The following is a 26,031-nucleotide window of genomic DNA, read 5'->3' as shown; positions in this document are numbered from 1 at the left end:
TAAGCCCTAGCGCAATGCTAGGGCTTAGTTCAATCGACCTTATATACGACCCTATATATCGTTCACAGCAACATCCAAAGCTTGCGAATCATCACTCAGGGTCGTTGATCCAATCATTAAAATCCTACCATCTGTATAATAGTCATGATCTTCATTAATCACTTCCACCGTTGCCAATGGGTACTTGTCTAGCTCGATGTCAGGTAGTGACATTCGTATCTGATTAGCGAGCCTATCTCGCTCTTCATCAACATTAGGGTCAATGTTATGAAGTACGGTCACAATGCCTGAGTAAGGCGTGACTTTAAGGCCATCGTCATAGCTAATTGCGCCTAACCACTGAGGCTGGTTAGTTTTAATATCAACACCTGCACGCCACCAGCGAATATGGCTGCGCTTCATCAGGTTACCCGGCAATTGAAACGCCATATCTTGTGGCTTATCTCGCCAATATAAATCAGACACAGGTGGCGTTTTGTCTCTAAGCAATGCGAGATAACCAGCCCATTCAATCTCATTTCGAGAGAATGTTTGATTCTCTATCCAGCCTAATTGCTTCATTAAGTCTCTTGGGGTTGCGCCAACATAAATGACGTTGATCGCTTGCGCTGAATAGAATGACGATTTGCCTGGGAATGCTTTATAGGTAACCGAATTCCAGTCGACTTTGTTTATTTGAGCCGTCTCTGGTTGATTCTGAAAGTCATCCGCTTTCCAAAAAAAGTGAGCGTAGTTTGCAAACAATACCCATGCCAATAACAGCGCACTCGACTTAAGTACCAAACGTCGCCACTTCATTCGATAACCAATAATGGTGAAAACCAATACCGCTAATACCCCGACGATCAAACTATGATGCTCAGAGATAAATACCTTAAGGCTATTAAGCCACGGAAAGTTTTCAACGCCGTGTGCCAGTAACATACCCCAAGCAACAAACTGCCCACCACCAAGGGCTAAGCCGATAACGGCTAATGCACTGAAGTTGCGCCACGGTACACGATGCGAGCCAGCTATAAATGGCACAACCCAAGCAATAGGCCCTAACAAACGAGCAAAAAGAATGATGTACGTGCCTTTGCGAGCAACCAGATAGCGGCAGCGCGCAATTAATCTTTTGGTTTTAGGACGAAACTTAATGAGCCTTCGTTGCGCCTTAGCACCGTATTTATAACCAATGAAATAACTGAGTTGGTCACCAAGCAACCCACCTAGCATCACTAAAACCAACGCCATCCATGCACCTGAATACAGCTGAAAGCCCGCTGCGATAAAGAAGGGCTCTCCCGGTACAAATAGGTTTGGGCCAATGAGAGCATCACCCAATGCTCCCAGAAAAAGCCCTAGTCCATCAAACATAACAACCTCAATGCTTACTGTTCTTTGTAGTGACCAAACTTGTAGTTCATCTCGTTGTTACGCATTTCGCCTTTAAAAAAGCGTCTTACATTGGCTTTAAGATAAGTAGAGCCTGTCTTCACAACGCCATCTTGGTCTAAACGACGTGGGTCAAAGCCAAAAGTCATATTTAGGAATCTAAATCGCCATGTTCTGCTCGCTCGTTTTACATAGTCACAATCTTCACACAGTACGATCTCTTCATCGAACCCACCGATCTCCTCATGCGCTCGTTTCGTCGAGAAAATACACGCACCAATCGCCGTCGGGAAAAAGAACTGGGTAGTAAACAAACCTGCGTTAAATAGCCCGTAACCAAGCTTGTGCACAAGCGGCAGACCTTTCGAACTCATGTACACTCCGGCCACTTCAAGCTTCTTCTCTTCTAGCTCGTAAAGCGCTTTCGCAAGGAAATTTCGAGGCAAGCTCACATCGGCATCTAAGAAAAGGATCCTGTTGTATTGCGCCAATGACGCACCTGTGTTTCGGCCAAGGCTCACACCACGATTTTCCATATGATGAACAGTTAATTTTGGCAACGCGTTTTCATAAGCTTGTGCCACTTCTCTTGTGTTATCTTCACTGTTCGAGTCGACAACAATTACTTCAAACTCCTGGTGGGTTTGCACGCTCAGCTCTTCCATTAAGCGGCTAATGCGTTTCTCTTCGTTTAGCGTAATTACGACAATGCTTACCGGTTCCATATGTTCACCTATTCATTCTGCTGTTTAATTAACACTAAGATTAACGAACCAAGCCTTAACCAAGTCTTAGGCAAACATTCATTTTCCGTTCATTAACTTGATGATTTAGCAGTGATATAAATAGATGAGAGTGGTGCTGTAAAAGGGGTTAAAATACGCGAAACAAGCGTTAGCGAACGTTTTATCTCCAAATGAACCCATTATCTAAGGAAATTCACTTTGAGATGGGCTTCTTACTTGCTCATATTGGAATGTGATGTTAGTATCCGCGCTCGCTTAAGCATGAACTCGTTTGTGTCTAAGCATTACCACACACTCAAGGTCGCATTGAGGTGTGAAGTTAATTTTTACTAATTTGAGAGTAAAACTATGAAATTTGAAGCAGTAGTACGTACTGAACTAGGTAAAGGTGCGAGCCGCCGCCTACGTCACGCTGGTAAATTCCCAGCTGTAATCTACGGTGGCGAAGCTGAAGCTGTAGCTATCGAACTTGTTCACGCTGACGTGATCAACCAAATGGACAAGCCTGAATTCTACGAAGCAATCACTCTACTGATTGACGGCGCAGAAGTTAAGGTTAAGCCACAAGACGTTCAACGTCACGCGTTCAAGCCAAAAGTTGAGCACATGGACTTCATCCGTATCTAATTCCCTACCAAGGAATAAGATTGGATTAATCCAGCCTTCTGCATAGAAAAGATAATCGATCTTACCAGTCGAGAAATCTAGAAATTCGAAACCCCGATGCTACCAACATCGGGGTTTCACCGTTTTTGAGCCCTCAAAAACGTCGTAAATCTCGCGCAATACACTGAAACTAATAAACTTTCCTCTCCCCCACTTTATGTATAAATAAAATCAAACACCTAAATCCCACTAAAACCTTCATTTAATTTCAAACATCTATTCATATGAATAATGCATTACAAGAGCATAAAAAATTCACCTTTCCAATAGCTTCAATTTTGAATTTCTCTAATTCATACCTTCCCTACTTTTCGATATATAAGATACCCAAGAACCAGTAGCTTATTGGTGTGTGCTTAATATTTCAGATCAAATTTTCTTGTAGTAAAACACACTCCTGGTCATCAACGAGAAAATCCAAATGTATAAAATATTAATACAAGAAAAAGTACTTACTTTCGGAATATTAACCGTGATTTTTTATGTTCAGCATGAGTGTTCTGTTTTTAAAAATTGACATTACGGAGATAATTCAAAACATCCACTAACAATAAATGATTAGTAACCAAACATGCCAATTAATATCTTAAAATAAATAAGGGATATTTTATGACACATAAAATAAAAGAGTTCATTAACAACATTTCATCAATTAAAACTAAAATACTAGCGCATGAAAATCAATACTTAGAGGACATTGAGGTGATTTTTTTTGAAGACACTACGAATAATAGGTACCAGATAAAGGTAAGATTAAAAGTTGAAGCGAGGTTAATAAAATTCAATTATAGTTTTCATTTTGAAAAAACTAATTTCCATCATAATCAGGGCATAATTGTAAAAAATGGAAAAGATGATTATATCGACTTTCACGCCATCGATTGGTTCGGGCCTATTTACACAAAAGAGTCTTTTTTGGCAAAAATAAAACAAGATTTTTCACTAATAAACCTAGAAAAAACCCATGAAGAATACATTTCATCGATGAAAAGCCAGTACATTTATACACAAAGAAACCTTAGTAAAATGAAAGGTTTAACCCATAAGCAAACTAACGTCAATTTACTGACCACTGAGGTTAACAATGAGAATTTTTTTTAAACTATCTATGGTTACTATCGGTATGTTACCATTTTTTGCATTGAGTATAATGATATCGCTATTCGTATTACGATTAGCTGAAGTTATCATTCAATCTTGATTCCACAATGTCTGGTTCCTCATTATGACTATAAACCTATTCACAATATACAGACAATGTGCCGCCTCACAACTGCACTTTGTCTATTTGACACCTTACACGCATAAGACTAATAAAAATATACCACTCAAAAATCATTTACACTTTTCCCTGCCGTCATAAATACCATATTATTTAATTCAACTAAGACTGGTATTTCACTCTAAAACATAAATCGACACAAACAAAGCCACCGCACAATGATGACACTTTGCACCTGAGACATCGCAACAAAGGCACACTCGTCTTCGAGATCCATATCTCGAAGAATCAACCTGTCAGTTTCCAGCTTAAACATCAAAATTCCTTTTTATCTTATAGCCTGAAAGGAAAAGTCTCGGAGGTGTTTACTCGTATACTTTCCCGTTATGCTTCAACCAACCATGAGTGTGATGATTACGAGGGTCTTTGTGCGTCCAGTGCATTACGCCACCTTTCTTGTTCCATTCATATTCACCATAAAATTCAACTCGATCGCCCTTTGCCAGATCCTGAACACGAGGCGCTAAGTCAATATTATGTGCGACTAACAATGTTTGTCCGCTATCAAGTCGTAAAATGAATTTCTGATGCCGAGAACCTTTATTATCATCTGGCATTACTCGATACACCGTACCCGATCCGCGCACCTGAACGTCGCTGTGGTGATTTTCGTAAGCTTGCTTAAGTCGCGTATCATTCGCTTGAACATGACTGATGCCGAAGCTAAGCAGCACTAAAAGTAGAGCACAAAATTGTTTCATTACCTTCATTTCTTTCATTCCCCATATCTGAGTATTGATTTGGGATACTGACTTGGCATCCCCTCTTTTAACGATGCTTGTACTGAGTTGGACAATAACCTCTCGACACTTCAGAGCTACGAAGTTTTACATGTTTTGTCGCACGACCTGCGACGCGAGCGCGCCACAATTTGAAGCTACCCGGCTTCATATGGCTACGCATAAAACGAATCACCTGTGATTCATTCAAACCAAATTGCAGCTCTATGGCCTCAAACGGGGTTCTATCTTCCCACGCCATTTCTATAATTCTTGATTCATTCTCTTTAGATAACTTCATTACATACTCACCATCAATTAACTGATAGAAATACGCTCGCTCTTGCTTTTTAGATCAGGGTGTTACCACTGAATCGATAGGGAACCGTCAAGCAGAAAAACAGATATTTGTCGCTATCCTCTCTCCATCCACTCGCTACGCAGCACCCCATACTTCACCGAGTCATAATACTCGCCTTGGTAATATCGCACCTTTCTCAGCTTCGCCTCTTGCTGGAAACCTAGCTTCAAAGCAAGAGACATCATGCGCGGGTTACCTGACCAAGTAGTTAGCCCCACACGCTCAATCTGTTTGTTGTCGAATAGGTAAGTAATCCAGAGCGGAAGTGCTAATGCTGCGATCCCCTTCCCCCAATAATCAGAGTTATAAATCACCACTCCGGCTTCGAGCCAGCGTGTCTCTTCGCATTCCCAGTAGCAACTCACGGTTCCAACAGGTACACCGTCGACAACCACCAGCTGTAGATCATCGCCCTCGATCAGTCGTTTGAACGAATGCGCTTCAAAACTTTCTAATGACGGATGAGAATACGAAAAATAAGGGCCATTAAACTTAGTCCACTCATCGTTTGAGATAACCAAAGCATAAATGGTAGCCAATTCGCTCGGCATTGCTGGTCTTATCGTTATGTCCATTCACTTTCCTTATCCTGTTTTCAAACGCCATCGTACTATTTGATTATTCTCGGCATTAGCTCGACTAATTTTTGTTGGAGTCTATTAGCTTTAAATGAGTATTTGCGAACTCTCTAAGCACTCTCGCATTATTGTGATGCGCGTTATCTCCACATTGCTGTCCGTTCACTCTAATTTCAGGGCTAGAGTAGGCAGGAATAATATCACGCTCATAAGACATTACAGTGCCTCTCTCTGCACATGTAGCACCGAATGAATATGCGGGCGCTTTCGGGTACCTGTCAGCGATAAAATGTTCGATAGTCGCGTAATCTTTTAACACCGTTTTATAGTCATGGTTAGCACCACTCAAATGACCAACTTCATGTTCCATTGTCGAGTCTGGGCAGTTTATCGCTAAAGAGAAAAAATAGGATACTGGAGATGAGGTACCACAATATCGAGACTCGAACGCAGAATGATAATTAGAAAACACAACCCCTGAAAAAACAGGATGACCGTCTTCTGTGATTTCTTTAATTGGCTCTTCCATCGATAATTTGAGTAGCCTCTCTGCTGCGCTCAAGTCTTGAAACCAGAGGCTATCGATTGCCGAGGTATAAGTCACCTTGGTTACTTTTCGCGTCATAGGAATGCAGGAGTTCTTCAACACTAGATTCGAATAGCTTTCCCATGTCGCTATTTTAGAGGCTATAAATGCTTTGGAATATTCGGCTAACACAGATTCATCAACATAAAGGTGGACCTCTGTATTCAAAATCTCGCTCTGTGCACAAGTAGGAAACTCGATACTTTGAGCATTGGTAAGTCGACTATAGCTCAACATTATCATCAGAACATAACCAATTAGCCGGATGAGCTTTTTGACGAAACTCTTATTTACTCGTGTATTCACCGCCACTCTCTCCCTATGTTCAAAGTCCAAATAACATTATAAATACCGTTACTTAAAATTCATAAAGATCACAGTTGCCAATATCGTCGTTGACGTATAAAAGTAACCTGCTCTATCTATGTTTTTCAGAAAATAAAAAGCTCGCCAACGAGTGACGAGCCTTGTTTATTATTGAACCTAACTTATTACGACACTCTGCTTACTAAGAAACTTGGTCTCGTAACGTCAATTCGACGTTTTTCAAAATTTTGAACTCTTCACGAGTACAACCACGAGCCACTGATACCCAATGATCACCGGTTTCGTCTGCCCCTTTGAACTCTGCACGCAACTCGTATTTTCGCCATGAGACAAAAGCCAAAATAAAAGTCAGCGCAAGCATAGGCAGTCCAAACTGAGGAACAAACGCCCAAGTCGCAGCGGAGAGTACTAAAGCCAGTGAAACAATATTGATAGCGTTTTCTTTGAAGCCCAATTGACGAATTTCTAACTGTTTAATTTTACGCAAGCTATAAACATCTTTCTTAACTCGTAGTTCATTAGAACTGACAAGGAAGTCTGTTGCCTTATATGGTTTACGAAATCGCATTAAATTCGCTAACCCGTTGCGTGTTTGGTTCTTATTCATCGCCTTTCTCCATGTTATTTAAAGGTTAGTAAAAACTAATATAATCATGAAGTTATTGATGCGCAGAGAATTTATAAATCAAAGGAATGTTAAAATCAAGCTTATGCAATTAATAACACTTATTACAATACCCACCTAACATTGACAACCCCGATAGATACTACCGGTCGTGAAGCTTAGATTTCACCTCGAACGATAAGTTCTAAGTAGTTCGCTCCATTGATTACGAGAAAGAAGCAAAGCAAAAAATTAAGTAATGCCTAGCCGTTTTGTAACCACTTATTTCAATCCAATTTGGGTAAGAAATAACTATCGTAAAAGTTGTTGAAGCCTTGTCACAGAACACCGCCGTAATCATAACCACTGTAATGACAGGCTTTCTCGTCCATTAGCTATTTGAATGATCAAATCATTCATCCAGAGGCATTAACGCGGCTTATGAATTAAGCAATTGATCTCATAATGTAGAGTCTGTACGCTTACACTATGCACACGGTTACCTAATGGAGATCACGATGAACGAACTACTGACATGCGCAATGGAACAGAAACAACGAACAACGGTGACGAGTCTGTTCGCAAGGAATGGATTTAAGATAGCAGCTACTGACTTTGATGATGTGACTTTCGAACGTGAAAGTGTGTTGGTCAACGTTCGATTTGATTCCTCTTCTAACGTCGAATCGATTTCGGTTTTGAACGAATAACGTTGATAGACATCGACGCTAGATTACAAGCAGGTCACAGGACTCAATAGAAGGTGTGACTATCAGCACCTTCTACTATGACGAAGTACAATCACACGATAAAGCCGGTCGCCTGATCGTTCGCCCATCCCCTCAAACAATTGAGTTACAAACTCTGAAATAGCCTGAATTGGTGTACCTAACGCCTTTTCTTAGCTTGATCCTCATTCTTACTTCGCCAAAATAATATCGTTAGTGATATTTTTACCAATAATTAGCAATTCCATGAGCTTGGCTTATATTTATTAATACCTTTTGAACAAAATTCGAAGTGATGCCTATGCGCCTAACTCGGTTAATTTATGTCAGTACGCTTTGTGAAAGCTGCGACTCGAAGGCTTTAGATGAAATTTTCAAGATCTCACACGATCGTAATAAGCAGAGCCACTTAACTGGCCTTCTTAGCCACAACGATAAGTATTTCCTACAATGTATTGAAGGTTCACGAACTGCGGTTAACCATACCTATAATCATATTCTGAATGATAAGCGGCACAAAAAAGTCATGATTTTATATTTCAAAGAGATCGATTGCCGGGAATTTGGTGACTGGTCGATGGGTGATATTCCACAATCAAGCCTGACTGAACTGGTTAACTTACAGTTTTCAACATCTGATCAATTCAATCCTTATGAGATGTCTGGAGAAAGTGCTTATCGAATGCTTCTGGAATTGAAGCAAAACTTACCGTCTCAATAGATATTTTACCTTAGTTAGCCCATAGAGCAGGCAACAAAAAGCCCCAATGCATGGGGCCTTTTTGTATTTAAATCCAATGCTAACTATTGATTATCAGTCGAAGTTTCCTGCTCGCTCTCGATGCTCATTACTTCCTGTTCATTTCCAGAAAGCGCCTGCTCGCTGCCAAAAAAAGCTTGCTGTTCCGCGTTAATATCAGACTCTTTAAACACAATAAAAGCACGTCGGTTTAACGCATCAGCTTTCTCAGTGCGCTCATTAATCGCTGGCTGTAGCTTACCAAACGACTTCACTTCCCAAATGAACTGCTTAGGGTCGAGCTTAGTTTTGAGATACTCAACCACAGTTTCGGCACGGCGCTCCGCCAATTTCTCGTTATAAGAAACCGAACCGGCTTGGTCAGTATGCCCTGCCACCATGATGTTGCCTTGTAATCCACTCAATTGAGACGCAAAGTCATCCAACTGAGTTAAGTCCTCTGGCTTTAGCACTGACTTATCAAAATCAAAGTGCGGTGTGATTGCCATGTACACCTTACGCTCAGGCTTTGGTGGTTCACAGAAAGGCATCTCTTCGTATTTCTGCGCCTCTTCAAAAACGATAAATGCACGGCGGTTCTCCGCTCGGTCTTTATCGGTTTTACCCAGCAATAGAGGCTGAGTTTCACCAAGGTGCTTCACTTCCCAGTCGTAATTCGTTGGGTCAAGGTGCGCTTTCAGATAGTCTGCGACCGACTTAGCACGGCGTTGTGAAAGGCGCTGATTGTAATCCAACGAGCCTTTGTAATCCGTGTGCCCGACAATCGTGATACGCCCTTTTAAGCCCCTGATCTCTTTAACAAAGCTATCTAGATTGATCTTGTCGAGGTCACGTAGCTTGTACTTATCAAATGCAAAGTGTTCAGCAATCGCAATATGTACTTCGCGCTCCGGTGCTAAACATTCACTAATCAGAAACTTAGAGACATCTAAGCCAGCAAACTTGTCGCGATTTTCCTGACTCACGTAGGTGTCGGTCGCACAGCCAGCAAGAAGCAAAGCGCTCATTACGCCGCTGACTAGGCCAATTGTTATTTTCATCTTACTTTTCGTTCTCAACTTACTTTTCGTTTTCAATTTTTAAGTCTCTAATTTCACCCTCTTTGGGCTGGCTTAAATCTTACCGACTAAGTTAATGAACACGCCTGAAGCGTCATAATCATCATCGTTGGTTAAATCACTATCAAACGCAGAGAAGTTATAACCAATACCCATTTTTAGGTTTTCACCGATGTGCTTGTTCACCGAAACTAATGCGCCGTGTTCTAACTCATCATTGAGTGTGTCTGTTTTCCAGTGATACTCACCCGTCACATCCCACTCCTTCATCACGCGATAAGAAGCACTCAGTCCGTATAAGTCGATGTCGCTCTTAACCATCTCATTCGCACCAGATGCACGTTCAAAGGCCTGTTCTTTGTCTTTGTGCGCGTATTTAGTGCCAACGTCCCAGTGTTGGTCGATCGAGTAGATCGCTTCGACCTCAATGATCTGGCTGGTTTCGTCTTGATAATCCACATCGCGATCCAGTTGATCGAAGTCCGCAATGTAGGTGTAGCGGCTAAGTAGGTTCAATCGATCGTTGTAGATCGGTCGATACGCTAGTCCACCCGTCGCCTCGGTAAACCGCGCCATGGTTTCGCCAGTGGTTTCGCTCTCTGTGATTGAGTAGTTGTACTTACCAAACAGCGTGTATTCTTCCGTTAAGTGATGCGTATAACGGTTGGTCGTCACGATTTGTTGCAGCTCACGCTGTGCTATCTCTGGGTCGTCTTCACTCTTATCCACTCGGTATTCAAATTTGTGATTTAAGGTGATGTCATCTAGATCGATAGAGGCATTGAAACTGATGGACTCACGCTCTGTGGTGATATTCTCGTCATCTTCAATTTCACCAAGCTGATAACCGATGCCCATCTCGACATCTTCCGTCACGTCGTAGCCAAAGCCATACGAATCGATGCGACCGTGACCATCATTTTCATCAACGAACTGGTTCTCTTGGTAGAAATCGACACTGTTGGTGAGATCTGCACGCTGACCGACAATCACGTTGTTTTCACCTTCATAGTTATCATCAACGTAAGTCACGTACGTGGAGTGGTCATCAGACACATCGTAAGTCACGGTGGCTTCAGCAACTTGCCCGCGATCACCATCGGTATATTCACCACCTAATGACAAATCTTCCAACACTTGGAATTCAGCACCAATCGAGGCGCTATCATTCTCGTCGTAGTCATCCGATTGAGAGACTGTGGTTTGTCCTTTGATGTAGACACTGTTGTCGCTGTCCCACATGTATTCCAAACGCACACCGGCTAGGGTCGCATCGCTTTGCTCATCGTTTTGGTTCAACTCTTCGGTTTGTTGCCCTGCTGCAGACACCTTAATGTGCTCAGTGATTTTCACTTGAGTCTCGACCTCAATCGTTTCAGTATCCGCTTCTAAGTTGCCGTCGATATCGCGCTCTTCGTTTGTCGAAAAACGAGACAGCACCGCCAAACGATCGGTCGCTTGCAAGCGAAGCTCGGCACCGTAGGCTTCTTGTTCTAGGTCGTCGCTGCTGCTCGCGTAGCTGTATCCAGCGTCTTTGTCTCGATACCAAAGCTTCAGGTCATTGCCTACTGCACCAAAGATAGTTGGGGCAAGGTCATAAAGGCTGGTCACTGCGGTGATTTGGATGCTGTCACCTTCACGATCTTCTAACGTGTCGCCAATCGGCGTAAAGGTTAAACCACCATCTATAGAGACAAAGTTAGACTCGGTTTGAGTACCTTCGCTGTGGGCAAACTCGGCCTTGATGTAAGTGCCTTCCGTCGCACGCAACGTTAAGTCAGTGCCGTAAGACTCGTAGTCTTGGTTATCTTTTTCTTGAGTCGCATACGTCACACCCACACCAACGTAATCGTTGATCCAGCCTTTGGCACGACCACCGTAAGACATCGCGTCCAGCGAGTCTGAACCTTGTGGGACATACTCATAATCGACAACCAGAAAGTTTTCGTAGTCGTCTCCGTTTTCAATCACGCTACCGAAACTGTCAGGCAAGATATTGTCGAGTGGCTTGGTCAGAATAATTCGACCTTGGTACGGGTCGAAGTCATAGTCGACACCCGGCTCAAGCGGAATTTCGTTTTGTACTAGGCCAGATTCATCTTTTACTTTTACGTAAACCTTGTCGCTTCCCGGTACCGCTTCGCCGTTGCGAAGGAAATACAGAGAACCACCTGTACCTAAGAACTCATCGTGCGCATACAAGGAGTCAGCTTCAGCCGTAAAACCGACCACGTTCAAGCGATCTTCACCATATTGTGTGGTATCGCGAGTGCGGTAATCAGCCTTAAAACCATAGAGGCTACGGTTGTAATCGTTGTTCTCAGTACCAGTTAACCCTGTGTTGTAGTTACCCCATAAATACTGTGATTTATCGTATTCCACATTGAGGTAGACTTTACCCTTGGTATTGACCACTTTTTCGATGTTTGAGCTGTCACCATAGTTGCCGTAATACAGTTCATCGTCGTCTTCGAGAATATCGAACACATCCGAATCGTCTGATGCGAATGGATGTTTGAACATGTCTTTTATCTCACTTTCTCGAGTATCGAAGTGAGTGGTCACGCGAAGCTTGTCACCAAATTTCCCCTGACCAAAGTACGCTAAACGACCTTGGTTATAGATATCATCTTGATACTGGTCATCGACACTCAATGCATCGCTGTTGCCAGACACATTGTTCTTACCAACATAAAGATCAGCCAAACCCGTTTGTGCGTAGTACGTGTCTGGGATACGAACGTAAAGCTTGTAGCGGCGTTCATCACCGTTATCAAACACAACCTTGGTTGGAAAAATGTAGGAGTCTGTTGGTAAGTACTGCTCTGCGTATAAGTTGCCGTCTTCAACGTCAAATTCATCTTCACCGATGATGACTTTATCGACGCCTTTCAAACCGGTACCAATGAACTTGGCTAAGCCTGCATTGGTCGGAATGTTGTGGCGCATCAGCTTAGCTTGTCCGTAACTTTTGTCTTTGCTCTCTTCATCGTCGTTATCGTTGCGATCGATATCGACCTCAGAGTCTGGCTTCACCAAGTCCGTCACACCAACCGTGGTCACGTCCATATTGCCATCTTTGTCCCACGCTTTTAGGCGGAACATCAACTGTTCACCGACCTCAAACTGGTAGTCAACATCGGTTTGACCATCCCAATTGATGTCAGAATCGTTTGCCAGTTTATCGCCATCAAGCACAGCGATTGGCTCAGACAAACCAAAATCACCGACACGGTACACCTCTAACTGGTATTTTTTGATGTAGTAACCATAGTTGGTGGTAATGGTGAATCCGACACTGTCTCGCAGTGTGCCCTGCTCAACTTCCAACTCATCGCTGACACTGACATCTAATACTGGGTCAAAGCGAGTGATGTCACGGCTTGCCCAAATAGCACCTTGCTCTAGGTATATGCGCGAGCTGTCTTGGTCTTGGTTCGGCTTAGTGATTTCAATGCCAGTCGTCTCAGAAGCGAGTTTTTCAAGCTTACCTGTGTCTTTCGCTACCGCCATCACAGGGATGGCAGCTAACACACACGTTGCTAAACGAGACTTACTAAATACTTTCATACAATTTCCAGATACGGTTCCAATGGCTTACTTCTGTTCACTTTCTTGGTCTTTGCGATGAACACTAAAGTTGAACTTGGTGAGCTTGTTCGGGGTAATTCGCAACACTTTCGGGTTTTCACTCACCACTTCCATAGAGGTGGATAGCGAATCAGTGTCCAACTTCACGAGGAAGTTCTTACCTTTCTTATTGAGTACCCATTGGTCGGGCACGTGGTAACGACCGTACTGGTCTGTGTAAATAACGATTCCCTCAACCGTCATTAACTTAACGCCCGGAATACCATCTTCGTAAATACCTTTGTTCTCGATAACGATTTCCCATAGGTAATCCTCGCCATCGCGATATAGGTTTCTGGTTACGTTGAGGTTTTCCGCGCTCAGTCCCTTCTTCTTATCGGATTCATGCTTAAACTGAATCTGACCTTGTGCATCAAACTCGATACGAGAGCCCGCATCGGTCGTGACAAAGAAATCAAAGCTCTGCTGTGTGCGAGTTTTAAATTGAATCACCACTTTGCTGGTTTCTGGCAGTGTTCGGTTCACTGAGTGACCCCAAAGATCGCCAAGCTCCAAACCTTGCTCAAGCCCAGTGGTTATTGCACCATCTTCGACAGCAACATCTTGTCCATCACGGATGATGTGTGTCGAATCAGCGATGTAGCCTTGCGTTGCTAGGTTCGCCGTTAACTCAACATCAAAAGCGGTTGCGTCTGCTTGGAATCCATCTTTGTTGTGATCTTCAAAGACTTTGCCGATGATCGATGAGGTATCGAACACCTTGTCCGGTTCTACGGTTACTTTGGCGGTGTCTTCATTGGAAACCGCTGAACCATCCACTTTCGCGACTGCGGTGTTGATGTAGTCACCAAAGGTGGCAGCTACCGAGACACGCAATAGATAGCGGATACGCAGCTTCTCGCCCGGGTCAAAGTTCAACGAAGTAAACATAAGCTTGCCTGTGTCTGATGGCTCTTGAGAAAGAACCTGATCGTCTTCCGTACCAAACTCACCATCAATACCGCTCAACACGATTTCCGAGGTGTCTACGATGTATTTCAAGCCGCCTGGGTAACGGTCTTCTACCGTCACGTTCTTAAAGTAAGATTCATTGTTGTTCTCAACGATGATCTCGTATTCGACCGCATCGCCGACTTGCGCGGTGTCTTGCAGCGCCGACTTGGTCAGCTCCAATTCCCCAGAGTTATCAGGAATCTTCTTGATGTGAGTGGTTACGCTGTCGCTGGTTTCGGTACCGTCAGATTCGGTCGCCGTAAAGGTATTGGTGATGTCGTCATCCAAACCTTTGCCTAATGTACCCACCACTTCAAACGCGAACGCATTTCGTTTTTGAGATTTCAGATTAACGGTGGTGTCTAGGTCTTTATTCAACGGGAAGCTATGACGCTGAATTACTGCGCCCGTGTCATCAACTTCAACACCTTCAATCGTCCAATCAGTAAACACTTTATTACCAACGCTATTTTGCAGTTCGCTGATCTCATCAGTGAGTCGCACGTTCGCTGCATTACCTAGACCATTGTTGGTCACAGCTAAGTAATAAGTGACACTGTCGTCGTCTTCAGTGTATTCAGGTTTGTCCGAACGCTTTTCGACAACCAGATCTGCACCCACTGGCGGTAAATCCAAAGCTGATACTTGATCGGCGACTGCCTGCATCGACGTTTCAGACGCCAACATGCCTTTAGAACGAGCACGCATCGTTGGACTACCCGTTAAATCAAGGTAGTAGCCAAGTACATCGATGTTGGTCAACATGTCTTCGTTGACGGTCAATGTGAAGGTGTAATCAATCTTGCCGCCCGGCGCGATGTCGACCAAGGTGAAGAGGTCTTTATCGTTATCAAACGTACCCGGCTGTGTTTCAGCCCCTTCCGATGAGGCTGTTAGCGTCCAATCATCAAAAGCATTGCTGCGAGAACCGTCGATGTAGTCGCCCATTGACTCAGAGAACTGGGTGTAAAGCGCGACATCTTTAGCGATGCCACGACCAATGTTTTGTACCACTAAGTGATACTCAACTTGGTCACCCGGTACGTAATAAGGCGCGTCTGTATAGAGCTCTGCTTGAACAACCGCCGCCACAGTGTTAACTGGAGGGCTAACCACATCGCCGCCGTCGACTTGCGCTGTATTGATGATACGTCCAGTCGCGGTATCGACTACTGTGCCTTTTGAGCGGAACACAACCGTACCACGCGGTGCAATATCCACACTGTATTCAATCGGGCTAATTTGCTCGGTCGTCGTTCCTACCGTGGTTGAGTCAACAACCAGAGAAGTGGTTCCGGCAACAAAGGCAGGCCCAGTGGTGCCATCGTAATAGCCCACCTCTATCGTGCTCATGTCATCAACAACACTTAAATCGCTGATGTAGTTGTTAGAGGTGTTTTCAATAGTGATCAAGAACTCCAGCTCACCACCCGGCTCATACTCAGTTTGTACGTTAGTTTTCGTCGCAATAAACTCAGAGTCCTTCGGTGTCATGACTACCGTTGAATCTTGTGGTGTACCGTTGTAAGTGATGGTTGCCGTGTTACTGATATCGCCAATCGCCGTAGTACGAATCAACGCCTTAACATGGAAAGTCACCGTACTTTGTGGCGCAACATCCATATTGACGTCGATATCTTCACTCAAAACAAAAGTCTTCGGAGTCACTACAGTACGGTCATCTGAAGCTTCAAAACTCACTTCCCACATCAGGAATGCCGACTCTTTTTTATCTGCAGTAGTATCCACGTCAATATCACTGATGATGTCTTGCAGTTGAACGTCAGAGGCAAACGCATCAGAACTATTGGTTACCGTTACCTCGTAGTTAACCAGTTTGGTCACTTCATAAGATGGTGTGTCGACTGTCTTATCGATAGAAACCGTCGCCAACACAGGTGTGCTGGTTGCCGAATCATCAAAGGTCGTGCCGTCAAACGTTGCTGATGCCATGTTGGTGATATCACCGGTCGCAAGCGCATTCGTCGTGACTTGAATCGTGAACACAATGCTGTCTTCCGGTGCGATATCGAGCGTCTCGTTGAGGTCTTCGCCACTGGTTGCATCTGGTACTGGCGTTTCACCCGTTGTCGAAACGGCCGAGATTTGAATTGAAGCTGGATCAAAGGCTTGCTTCGTTTCACCACCAGCAATCGTGGTTTCTACCGACTTCAACGCATCTTCAATCACAACGTCTTCAGCCCAACCTAAACCGTTATTTTTAACGGTCACGGTGTACTGAAGTGTTTCTCCCGGAAGGTATTCCGCTTTATCAACGTCTTTTGTGATCTCAACTTGTGCGTCTTCTGGAATGTAGGTCGCGTCTGCGGTGTATTCACCATCATCGCTAGCCACTTTAACAACGTTAGTGATCTCGCCTTTGGCTTTGTCATTCACGGTATTGGTGACAACAAACGAATAGCTATCGCCGGGGTGAATGCTGTAAGTGGCGCTGTAACCTTGATTGGTATTGGACACATCTTTGCGAGCATTCAGTGTTGGGTCACCACTACCATCAATCTGTTCATCACTGATGATCCAGTTGCCAGTAAGTGCTTGTTCTTGATCTGGGCTGTTCGCCACTTCTGTCATGATGGTATCGATACGCTCCGTCAGGACTTGATCCACAAGGTAACCTTCACCTGTGTTAGCCACGGTGATCTTGTAGGAGATAGGTTGACCCGGTTGGTACTTAGCATCAGGCTCGGCAATCGGGGTGGCTTCTTTGGTTAATACCAACTGTCCCTGTTTAGGCGTGATGTAGCCCTCTCTTAAGCGAGCTATTTTCGAATCGTCTAAGCCATGTCGTAGGTATGCGGTATTAGTAAAGCGACCAATTGCGTCATCACGGACCTTGCCTTCAACATGGATTCGAACAACCGTGTACTTGTCACCACCGCCAGTGCCCGCATCATCACGCCCTGCCATCTTGACTGACTCAGCAGGTAAATCGATGTCTGGGCTGCTTTGCCCAACGAGCTTGTCTAACTCTGAGAAATCATTCGCGTTAGGATCAGATGGTGCAGAGTTGTATAAAACATCGTAATCGACGCTCCACTCCGTCAGTGCGGTTTGCATTGAACCGTCGACCGTTTCGACTTCGAAGCCACTGATGATGTCGCGGATTGAGAACAAACCAGAATCCACATCGTCATTGGTGATGTCGATGTAGTAATTCACCGTTCCACCGGGTACGTATGTAGGTGTATCTGTCCACTTGTCGATTAGGATATTAGAGCGACCAGGATCAAGTACGATGTCGTTGGTGTCGTCACCGTTTACTTGTGCCGTATTGGTAATGGTGCCAGTTGCCGATGTTGAAACTGTGCCTTTGACATCGAACACGATACGTTCACCAGGACGAAGATCGACAGTCGCATTCAACGGCACACTGCCATTGTAGTTACCTTGCACGTCATAAGTTCCAACCGGTTCAACCGCAATCGCTGTTGCCCAGTCAGAGAACGCATCATCGCCGTCTTCGGTTTTGATGGTATGGATGGCATCGATAACACGCACATCATTGGCAATGCTATCGCCCGTGTTATCTAACGTCACTTGATATTCAACATCACCACGTGGTGCGTAGGTACAGGTGCTGCCATCATTTGAAGGAACTGAACAGCCCGCAGATTCGCCATCGGTGTAAATCAAGGTTTTGAAGTAGTCGAGTTCAGCCGCTTGTGGCGGAATCGTTTCTGATGTTGCAGATTCATTTTCTGCCGTCACTCGGTTGGCTTCGATAGTTCCCAAAGCGTCATCACGGATAACACCCGTTAAGTTAAACGTCAGTATTTCACCTGCGGCAATATCGGTTTCGATATTCAGGTTGTTGTTTGAGTTATAGCTCGGAACATAGGTATCGACGTTGGCATCAATACCATTGCTAACTTCATGAGTGATATCGCCCGAAACAAAAGCTGATTCCATTGTTCCACCAATAACCTCAACTTGAATAGCCTTTACCGTGTCTTTGATTTGAATATCATCCGCCCAACCGTTTTCAGGGTTAGTGACTACGAATTCATACTCAACTTCGTCACCCGGCAAATAGGTATCCCCATCATTGAACGGGTTGCCGTTAATCGACACCACGCGTTTTTCAACGCTGATATTATTGCCAAGCGGTGTCAGGTTCGCACTGCGTATACTGCCGTCATAACTTGCTTTATTGAGGATCTCACCCAATGCATCCTCACGAATTTCAGCATGGATTGTGAACGTTAGGCTTTCTTGAGGCGCAATAACAATGTCGTTATCAATATTGACCTCGTTACCAGAAACAAAGTCAACCGCGTCCGTAATCGAACCTACCGCTGCCGTTTTTTCTAGCTGCACTTCCCAACCAGACAAAAATGGTTGCCCAACAGGGTCAGTGCCAGACGTCGAGGCATCTTCTGCAATGCGAGTCTGAATTGCTGAAATGGTATCTTCGAGATGAGAGCCATATTCAATGCCGTTGCCAGTGTTCTTAATTTGAACGCGGTAATAAACCTCACTCTCACCAGCGGCTTGAGAATACTCTGTCTTTGCCGAAGAGAAGCCTGCATCATAGAACGCCTTTTTCGAGAATGTTATCTCTGGTTCTGACATCGACGTTGGTGGAGAAACAGCAATGAACTGGTTGCCATCATCTTCATCGATATACGCTCGGTTAGTGAATGAACCCACTGCTTTCGGACTGATTTTGGCCTTGATGACGTAACGCACAAACGGTGACGATACTGCACGGCCAAAGTTGTCTGCCGATATATCAAAGTGCGTATCAATCGGTTGATTGTCTTTGATCGAGTTATCGACATCAGGATCAGAGATCCCTGAACTGTCTGCAGACGTTTCAATGGTCCAGCTATCAAACGCCGGACCGCGAGTTCCGTCGTAGTATTGAGTCGTTATCTGGTCGATATCATCACGAAGGCTAATATCATCAACGTGCGCTGTTGCGATATTTTCGATATAGATTTCATACTCGATGTAGCCACCGGGCATGTAGCTCGTTGCTCCCGGAATCTTGTTCCCATCGGTATCGTAGTAGTCCAGAATATTTTTTTCGTAATCAATTTGACGAACGGTTTGCGATATATCGTGAGAGATAGTATCTCCATCGACAGTCAGCACATTGATAATATCGCCATTGGCTTTATCGTTGATGGTTGCAACCACTTGGTATTCAAGCTTGGCGCCCATCGGAATATCGGCTTCTTCGTTAAGGTTGCTGTCTGTTGATGTATAAACGTTGCCCGCGCCCGCGCCTGCATCGACATACTCAGAATCAGTGCCCGTTGCGATAGAGGTAATAGTCCACGTTGAATACGCAGGTCCAGTCGTGCCGTCTACGAGATCAACGGTAATATCTTTGAGGTTATCAACAATAGGAATGTTATGAGCATTACCTTTACCGTCATTCTCAATCACCAAGTGATAAGTTACCGTCTGAGCAGGCTCATACACCACTTCATCGGTGGTTTTATCAAAATCTAAGTGGTAATCATCAGGGATGACCACGGTATCTCGATAGTGAATATCACCGACAGCGTCAGGCCTAACAGTACCGGTTACCGTGTAAGTTACGTCTTCGCCAGCATCGATATCAATAGAGGTCACGATATTGGTGTCATCCACAACCTCACCGTCTTTTGTACCATCGGTTGTGCCTGCGTTTGCTGGGTCACTCTTAGCCACCGCAACCGTAAATTTGTTTTCGCCTACTGAATCATCGAAAAATGGATTGCCTGTTGTGCCGTCTTGTAACTCAACAGAGATATCATTGATCAGTTCATTAACGTCAACGTTGTTGCGATAGCCGTGTCCATCTTGAGAGTTGTATTTGATGGTGTAAGTCAGTTCATCACCCGGAGAGTAACGGTTGATGTTGGTTGTGCGAACCACTGTACCGTTGTTGTGAACTTGATGGTTTTCTGCCACGGCACGTTTTGCGAATTCACAATCTTCGGTACAACCTGCATCGTCATCATGAATCAACACCGCTTCGTTGCGGATGATACCGCCGTCTCGATCTGCGACACCATTCGATACAGCATTGTCCTTTACGTGCGCTTTAATGCGTACAGTCACGAAATCTTTAGCGTCAATTGAGATTGGGATCTCTACATCATCAGTGGTATTCGGGCCGAAACCCGAACCAGTATCAACCGACCAGTATTCAAATGGATTTTGGTCAAGAAGATCTTCTACTTGACCATCTTTATCATTGGCAAGCGTGGTGATGATCTCACTCAATCGATCCATGAAGATAAGATCAGTTTCATTGGTATCACCGTTGTTACCAATGACGATGGTGTAAGTGAGATCTTCACCCGGCGTATAACGAACCACATCGGTTGTTTTAGACAAAGACACATTGATGTCGTAAGCACTGTTCGAGTTATCTATCTGCGCAGAAGAGCTGTGGTCACGGTCTGTGATTGGGTCATAAACATCAACGCGGTTAGAAACTTGATCTTCTTCATAGTCAGACTTAACAACACCTGTCACCTCGTAATGTACCCAGCCTCCTGGGGTGATATCCACATCAGTATCGATGTCTGTATTGTCTGCGATATCACCGTAGCGAGAGCCCGGTTTATCCGTGTTGGTTGAACCGACAACAGTCCAGCTATCAAAGAAGTTAAGTGCTGAAATGCTGTCTTTTACCGTTGCGTCATTCGCGTAGCCAACACCTCGGTTATAAATATAGATATCGAAGGTAGAGCGCTCACCGACCACAAAGTCGGTATTTTGAGCGGTCTTAGCAACCACGAGGTTTGGTTCGCTAGGATAGGTGCGAACGGTATCTGATAGGTTGGTTTCTGGGCCTGTCACTGTTGCCGTGTTGGTGAACGTGCCCCAGAGAATTTCACTGTCTACGTCACGATCGAGTGTGCCAACAATGGTATAGGTAATGGTTGCACCCGGTGGGATTTGTGCCGTGACATTCAGGTCGGTGTTATCTGAAAATTCTCCAGGATCGGTGACCGCTTTTACCCAAGGAGAAGCCGCATCTCTGTCAGCCATGATCGTCCAAGATTTAAACACAGGCTTAGTTTCACCCGGCTCATGCAGTAACTCAGCCTCTATCGTGCTGATTTCATCTTTAATATTGATATTAGACGCGAAACCATTCCCTTCTGGGTTGGTAACACTGATTGTATAAGTGACTTCCTTGGTCGTATCGGTATAAGCATTTTGCTCATTGTTGCCATCGACACGCTTATCCAAGACGAGGTAGTAGTCCCTCGGGTATGAACCTCTGTCGGAATAAAGCACGCTATCTACCGTCACATCATTTCGAATCTCATCATCAGCAATCGGGTTTACCACCGCAGCAATGCTATAGATGATTTTGTCATGCGGGGCTAGCTTCGCCTTCACATCTAAGATGTTCTTATTACTCTGATTACCTGAAATTTCATCGCTAAAGCCAGGGTCGCTGTTCGTTGAAATAGCCCCGTCAGAGGCATAAGATTTCGCCGTAACAACCCAGCTCAAGTACGCTTTGGTTGGCTCATCCGTGATTGATTTGGTCATGATTGATGCAATGTCATCGTATACTGGTACATCGATCGCGTAGCCATCACCGTTGTTTTCTACCGTGATTTCATAATTGAGCGTGCCACCTGCAGAGTAGTAGCGAGAGTCCACTTCCTTCTGTACTTTCAACTTGGAATTTGGCATTTGCACGCCAGAACCCGCCTCACCCAGGTTATCTCCCAAACACAAACCGGCATCGGTACCATCATCAACAATTTGACCCACACTGGTGTCTGCTACTTTGGCTGTTAGCTTGTAGTGAACAAAGCCCTCAGGTGCTAGATCGACTTTCAGGTTGATGTCGTTCGTAGTCCAAGCCCCATAATTAAATGAACCATAGTTAGAACCTGCCCCGCTGCTTTCATCTACTTCCAACTTCCACTCAGAAAACGCGGAAGCAGTGCTACCATCGGCTTGCTCTGTCACGATACAAGCGAACTTGTCGATCACTTCAACATCGTTAGCGAAAAAGTCAGTGTCTTTGTTGGAGATAACAATGTCGTAGACCACTTCATTTTCACCCGATATTCCAGGCACATAAGTGGTATCCGTTGTGTTCTTGTTACGGGTAATTTGGCTTGATGAGGAATTCAGAAGTTCTTGCGTATCTAGAGGGTTAGTCACTACATCAGCAGAATCTGCCGTGCCTTCAGCATCCACTATACGCGCGATAACTTTAGGTATTTCGCCAATTGAAACAGGGCTTACATCGACTTCAACCGAGTAAAGGATCTCCTCACCCGGGTAAATAGAGACTACATCATCCAGTGAATGGTTAGATTCTACGCCGCTATCAGCCAGTTCAGAGGTACTGTTAGGCCCAATAGTAATAACTTTATTGGTCCAAGATTCGTAAGGATTACCCTTGGTATCGGTAGCATTTTTATCGTTGCTGACATCGTTACCTAAGTCGGTCTCTAAATCGGCAAGTAGCTGCTGAACAGAATAGTGATACGCAATACCAGAGTTTTCTTGGTTGGTTACCGTAACCGTGTAAGAGAACTCATCGTCAACAAGATAGTTCTCTGTTTGGTTCAAGGTATGTTTAAGAGTGACATTAGGTGCTGTGGGTGGCGTTGTGATTGTGTCACCCGTTACCAGCGCATCTCGTGTTTCTGCCGTTATGTTGTCGTTAACAATTTCGCCGACGATTTTGTCGGCAACGGTCGTTCGAATTGTGTAGGTGATAGATCCGCCAATATCTATCGACGCATCAGTGACTGACAAATCCCCCGAAGAGCTAAAAGTACCGGCATCACTTTCGCCACCTTCAACCTTGGCAGAGTTCACATTGTTAGTGAAGGCCTGTTGAAGAACGCCATCAATGTCGAGTGTCTTGATATCTGAAATAACATCTTGAACATCAAGCATTTGAATCACCGTATCGCCAGTATTCGACACCTTGATTGAGTATGTAAGCTCATTCTTCAGTTGGTAATTTGTCTTGTCTACTGACACCACAACATCGTGTTCGTACAAACCTCGTTGAATGGATTCTGTATTTGATGCCACAGAATCGAGAGGCCCAGTACTCGCACTTGCGACGTTATCAATCGTACCCGCAGCATCACTAGAAACCGTCGCAGTCATCGTGTAGGTCACCGAACCGCCCGCCGCGATACGGACTTCAGTCGCCTCTAAATTGCCAAAACGGTTGTAAGTCCCTGGTGATGAAAGAAACGTCGACTGTGCTTGGATTGACGCTTGAGTAAAGGCGTTAACCTCATTCCCTTCATCATCTGTCGTTAAGATATCTAACAGCTCATCTTTAACGTCCAACTCAGCGATGGTTTTATCCGACTCATTCGCTAAAACAAGCGTATAAACCACCTTTTGGTCATTGTCGTAAGACGAACTATCAACAGACAGGTCCATTGCTAGGCCCGCCGTGTCCGCATAGGAGGCGAATGGAAACAACAGAATGGATAAGAAAAAGGCAAGATTGTATCTGAACATTAACGCGCACTTCACAGTAGATTGACAAGTCTCTAGGCCGAATGCCATAGATTTGACGTCACTACTTTGGCACATTGCCTTTGTAGAGACATGCGCAACATACAGTTCAAACAATCCGAACAATTAACATCCGTAAAAAACAAATTACTGAAGATGTTAAATAGCGAGTCGGATGTCTAAATTAGAATCAACTGTATTAATTTAATTATCAAAAGGTTAGTGTTTTAAGATGAGTGATTTTTCGCAGTTGCTACGTAACTTAAGAAAGGAGCTTAAATTTACACAAACGGAATTTGCAACCTACTTAAACCACCTAGATGATGAGTTTAATGCGGTTGATGTTGTCACGATAAATCGTTGGGAAAACAATAAGGTAAAGCCTAACGCTTACAAAGCACTCAAGATCTTACAGTGCCTTGGGGGGGACTTGTTTGAGACAATAAAGAGCTTTAAGTCCGAACAAGAAGATACGTTAATCGATCTGTTTTTAAACGAATCCTATGGCTCATTTCAAAGTAGAATTTCAGCTGTATCAGGCCTGAATGAACAACAGAGCAACCGCAACTTTAAGTCACTGCCGTTAATATCAGAGCAGTGTGACACTGACGTAATTGACAGAATCAAACTACTTTCTAAATTCACAAAAGTCGATATTTCGCCACTGGACCAGATTGATTTATATCTCTATTACTGTGAGAAAAAGGCGCATGGTCACAAGCTCATCAATACAGATGGCGACATTGTGAGTCACAACGTAGGCTTTTTCTTTGAAGACCATCAATTTGAGACATTAAAAACTCAAGAGCTAGATCTAAGAATGGCCTGCTCTTTAAATTCAAGCAAAAGCATAAATTATTTTAATATAAGCTCACACTCAGAGACAAAAGATCATGTTATTGAGCATATAGTTTCAGATATACAGTTACTTTCTCAGAACAAAAACATTAAAAAGTATTCTGTTTTAGTAAAAGACCCCAACATGATGAAACTCTTGAGGGGCGTGGGGTTTGAAGTATTTAAATTTTCAGAACCTTCTGCTAAAAAATGTAATATCACATTCAAAAATAAACATTATAGCTACTGTATATTAACGATTGATAAAATAGACTATCTGACGAATCGGAACGTAATGTCACTAATCAAAGATGAATATTCTACCATGATGAAATTTCCGCAATTACTGCGCGAAGCGCGCAAGAAATTGAAGTTAACGCAAAAGGATTTTGCGGCATACATTAATCACTTAGATGATGAATTCAGCTCTGTAGATGTCGTAACGATAAATCGATGGGAAAATAGCAAAGTAAAGCCAAGTAATTACAAAGCCCTAAAGCTATTGGACTGCCTTGGTCTGGACTTGTATACAACGTTGAAATCCTTTGATTCAGAAGATAACGAAGACAGTGCACTACTTGAAGACTTCCTTCGTGAGAGGTTCTTTTCGTTTCAAAGCCGAATATCATCTATCACTAAAGGGGAGATAGAAGAAGGCTGCGACTGTCAGATCATGCCATTGATGACAGATCAGAATGACAAAGCAGTAATGGATAGAATAAAGCTGATTTCACAATATACAAAGGTGGATCCTTCAGCTCTTGATACTATCGACCTGTTTCTCTATTGCAGTGAAAAAAAGGCGCATGGCAGAAAAATGGTCGATGTTAATGGCGATATTGTTAGTCATAGCCTAGGTTTTTTTTTCAACGAAGAGGTATTCGAGCAATACCAAAATAAGCACCTACATATTAAGCAAGCCTGCTCTTTAGATTCTAATCATAACTTAAATTACATTGTGGTTAGCGGTCATTCCGAGAAGCGCGAACAATCTATTGCGAACCTGATTTCCGATATGAAGCTTCTTGCAAGAAATACTAAGATTAAAAAGTATTCCATGATCATTAAGAACCCAAGTGCATTAGAACTTATGAAGAACATCGGATTTGAAATATGGAAGTTTTCAGAACCAACAGAACAAAAGTCGAACATCACCTTCAAAAACAAATCATACCGATACTGCATATTAACCATCGATAAAATAGAATTGCTTAGTAATAAGCATGTTATATCGTTCATTAATAAATACGGTTGATTTTTTAGATAAGCAATAATTATAAATAAGCCACCATATAAATGGTGGCTTATACAATCTACGAATAGAAACATTCAAAT

The 26,031-nt window shown here is 43.8% G+C and carries 15 protein-coding genes and 1 pseudogene; 5 read left to right on the top strand and 11 right to left on the bottom strand.

What is annotated here, in order from left to right; genetic code table 11:
* Positions 1–51 precede the first annotated feature (51 nt).
* The gene (locus OC193_RS06160) at positions 52–1,359 is read right to left on the bottom strand and encodes an LssY C-terminal domain-containing protein (RefSeq protein WP_048664776.1); all 1,308 of its coding nucleotides are present in this window, start codon (positions 1,357–1,359) and stop codon (positions 52–54) included.
* 14 nt (positions 1,360–1,373) lie between these two features.
* Complete coding sequence (locus tag OC193_RS06155) at positions 1,374–2,102, bottom strand: glycosyltransferase family 2 protein (RefSeq protein WP_048664775.1); 729 nt, start codon at positions 2,100–2,102, stop codon at positions 1,374–1,376.
* Positions 2,103–2,471: 369 nt separating this feature from the next.
* Here OC193_RS06155 and rplY point away from each other — a divergent pair, with 369 nt between their 5' ends.
* Complete coding sequence (gene rplY, locus OC193_RS06150) at positions 2,472–2,750, top strand: 50S ribosomal protein L25 (protein WP_017060373.1); 279 nt, start codon at positions 2,472–2,474, stop codon at positions 2,748–2,750.
* A 648-nt stretch (positions 2,751–3,398) separates the two neighbouring features.
* Positions 3,399–3,890, top strand: coding sequence for a hypothetical protein (locus OC193_RS06145; protein WP_048664036.1), 492 nt, complete (start codon positions 3,399–3,401; stop codon positions 3,888–3,890).
* Positions 3,891–4,246: 356 nt separating this feature from the next.
* On the opposite strand, the pseudogene OC193_RS06140 reads toward OC193_RS06145, so the two are convergent.
* The 6 genes and pseudogenes from OC193_RS06140 to OC193_RS06115 form a co-directional block, all read right to left on the bottom strand.
* Positions 4,247–4,327: pseudogene (locus tag OC193_RS06140) on the bottom strand (GNAT family N-acetyltransferase); the annotation flags it as partial.
* Positions 4,328–4,376: 49 nt separating this feature from the next.
* Positions 4,377–4,772, bottom strand: coding sequence for a DUF3465 domain-containing protein (locus tag OC193_RS06135; protein WP_048658369.1), 396 nt, complete (start codon positions 4,770–4,772; stop codon positions 4,377–4,379).
* 67 nt (positions 4,773–4,839) lie between these two features.
* The gene (locus OC193_RS06130; protein ID WP_048664038.1) at positions 4,840–5,091 is read right to left on the bottom strand and encodes a TIGR03643 family protein; all 252 of its coding nucleotides are present in this window, start codon (positions 5,089–5,091) and stop codon (positions 4,840–4,842) included.
* A 113-nt stretch (positions 5,092–5,204) separates the two neighbouring features.
* Entirely contained in the window at positions 5,205–5,726 is a 522-nt protein-coding gene (locus OC193_RS06125) for a GNAT family N-acetyltransferase (RefSeq protein ID WP_048658367.1), read from the bottom strand.
* A 64-nt stretch (positions 5,727–5,790) separates the two neighbouring features.
* Positions 5,791–6,621: a hypothetical protein gene (locus tag OC193_RS06120; RefSeq protein ID WP_048664040.1), complete on the bottom strand. Its 831-nt coding sequence runs from the start codon at positions 6,619–6,621 to the stop codon at positions 5,791–5,793.
* 202 nt (positions 6,622–6,823) lie between these two features.
* Positions 6,824–7,249 carry a hypothetical protein gene (locus OC193_RS06115; protein ID WP_048658365.1) on the bottom strand — a complete coding sequence of 142 codons (426 nt, stop codon included), beginning with the start codon at positions 7,247–7,249 and terminating at the stop codon, positions 6,824–6,826.
* A gap of 515 nt (positions 7,250–7,764) precedes the next feature.
* On the opposite strand from OC193_RS06115, the gene OC193_RS06110 reads away from it, so the two are divergent.
* On the top strand, positions 7,765–7,956 hold the full coding sequence (locus tag OC193_RS06110; protein ID WP_029405569.1) for a hypothetical protein: 192 nt from the start codon (positions 7,765–7,767) through the stop codon (positions 7,954–7,956).
* Positions 7,957–8,275: 319 nt separating this feature from the next.
* Positions 8,276–8,695: a BLUF domain-containing protein gene (locus tag OC193_RS06105; RefSeq protein ID WP_048658364.1), complete on the top strand. Its 420-nt coding sequence runs from the start codon at positions 8,276–8,278 to the stop codon at positions 8,693–8,695.
* Positions 8,696–8,778: 83 nt separating this feature from the next.
* Here the strand turns inward: OC193_RS06105 and OC193_RS06100 are convergent, their stop codons facing one another.
* From OC193_RS06100 to OC193_RS06090, 3 genes are all read right to left on the bottom strand, one after another.
* Positions 8,779–9,774, bottom strand: a complete 996-nt coding sequence (locus OC193_RS06100) for an OmpA family protein (protein ID WP_048664041.1) — start codon at positions 9,772–9,774, stop codon at positions 8,779–8,781.
* 72 nt (positions 9,775–9,846) lie between these two features.
* Entirely contained in the window at positions 9,847–13,362 is a 3,516-nt protein-coding gene (locus tag OC193_RS06095; protein WP_048664042.1) for a hypothetical protein, read from the bottom strand.
* A 27-nt stretch (positions 13,363–13,389) separates the two neighbouring features.
* Positions 13,390–23,781, bottom strand: a complete 10,392-nt coding sequence (locus OC193_RS06090; RefSeq protein ID WP_048664114.1) for a DUF11 domain-containing protein — start codon at positions 23,779–23,781, stop codon at positions 13,390–13,392.
* Positions 23,782–24,091: 310 nt separating this feature from the next.
* Between OC193_RS06090 and OC193_RS06085 the strand changes: the two genes are divergently transcribed.
* Complete coding sequence (locus tag OC193_RS06085) at positions 24,092–25,951, top strand: helix-turn-helix domain-containing protein (protein ID WP_048664044.1); 1,860 nt, start codon at positions 24,092–24,094, stop codon at positions 25,949–25,951.
* The last annotated feature ends 80 nt before the right edge of the window (positions 25,952–26,031 follow it).

It is taken from the genome of Vibrio crassostreae, from assembly GCF_024347415.1.
Taxonomy (GTDB): Bacteria; Pseudomonadota; Gammaproteobacteria; order Enterobacterales; family Vibrionaceae; genus Vibrio; species Vibrio crassostreae.
Note: the sequence above shows the minus strand (reverse complement) of the source record. Positions and strands in the feature narration are given on the sequence as shown.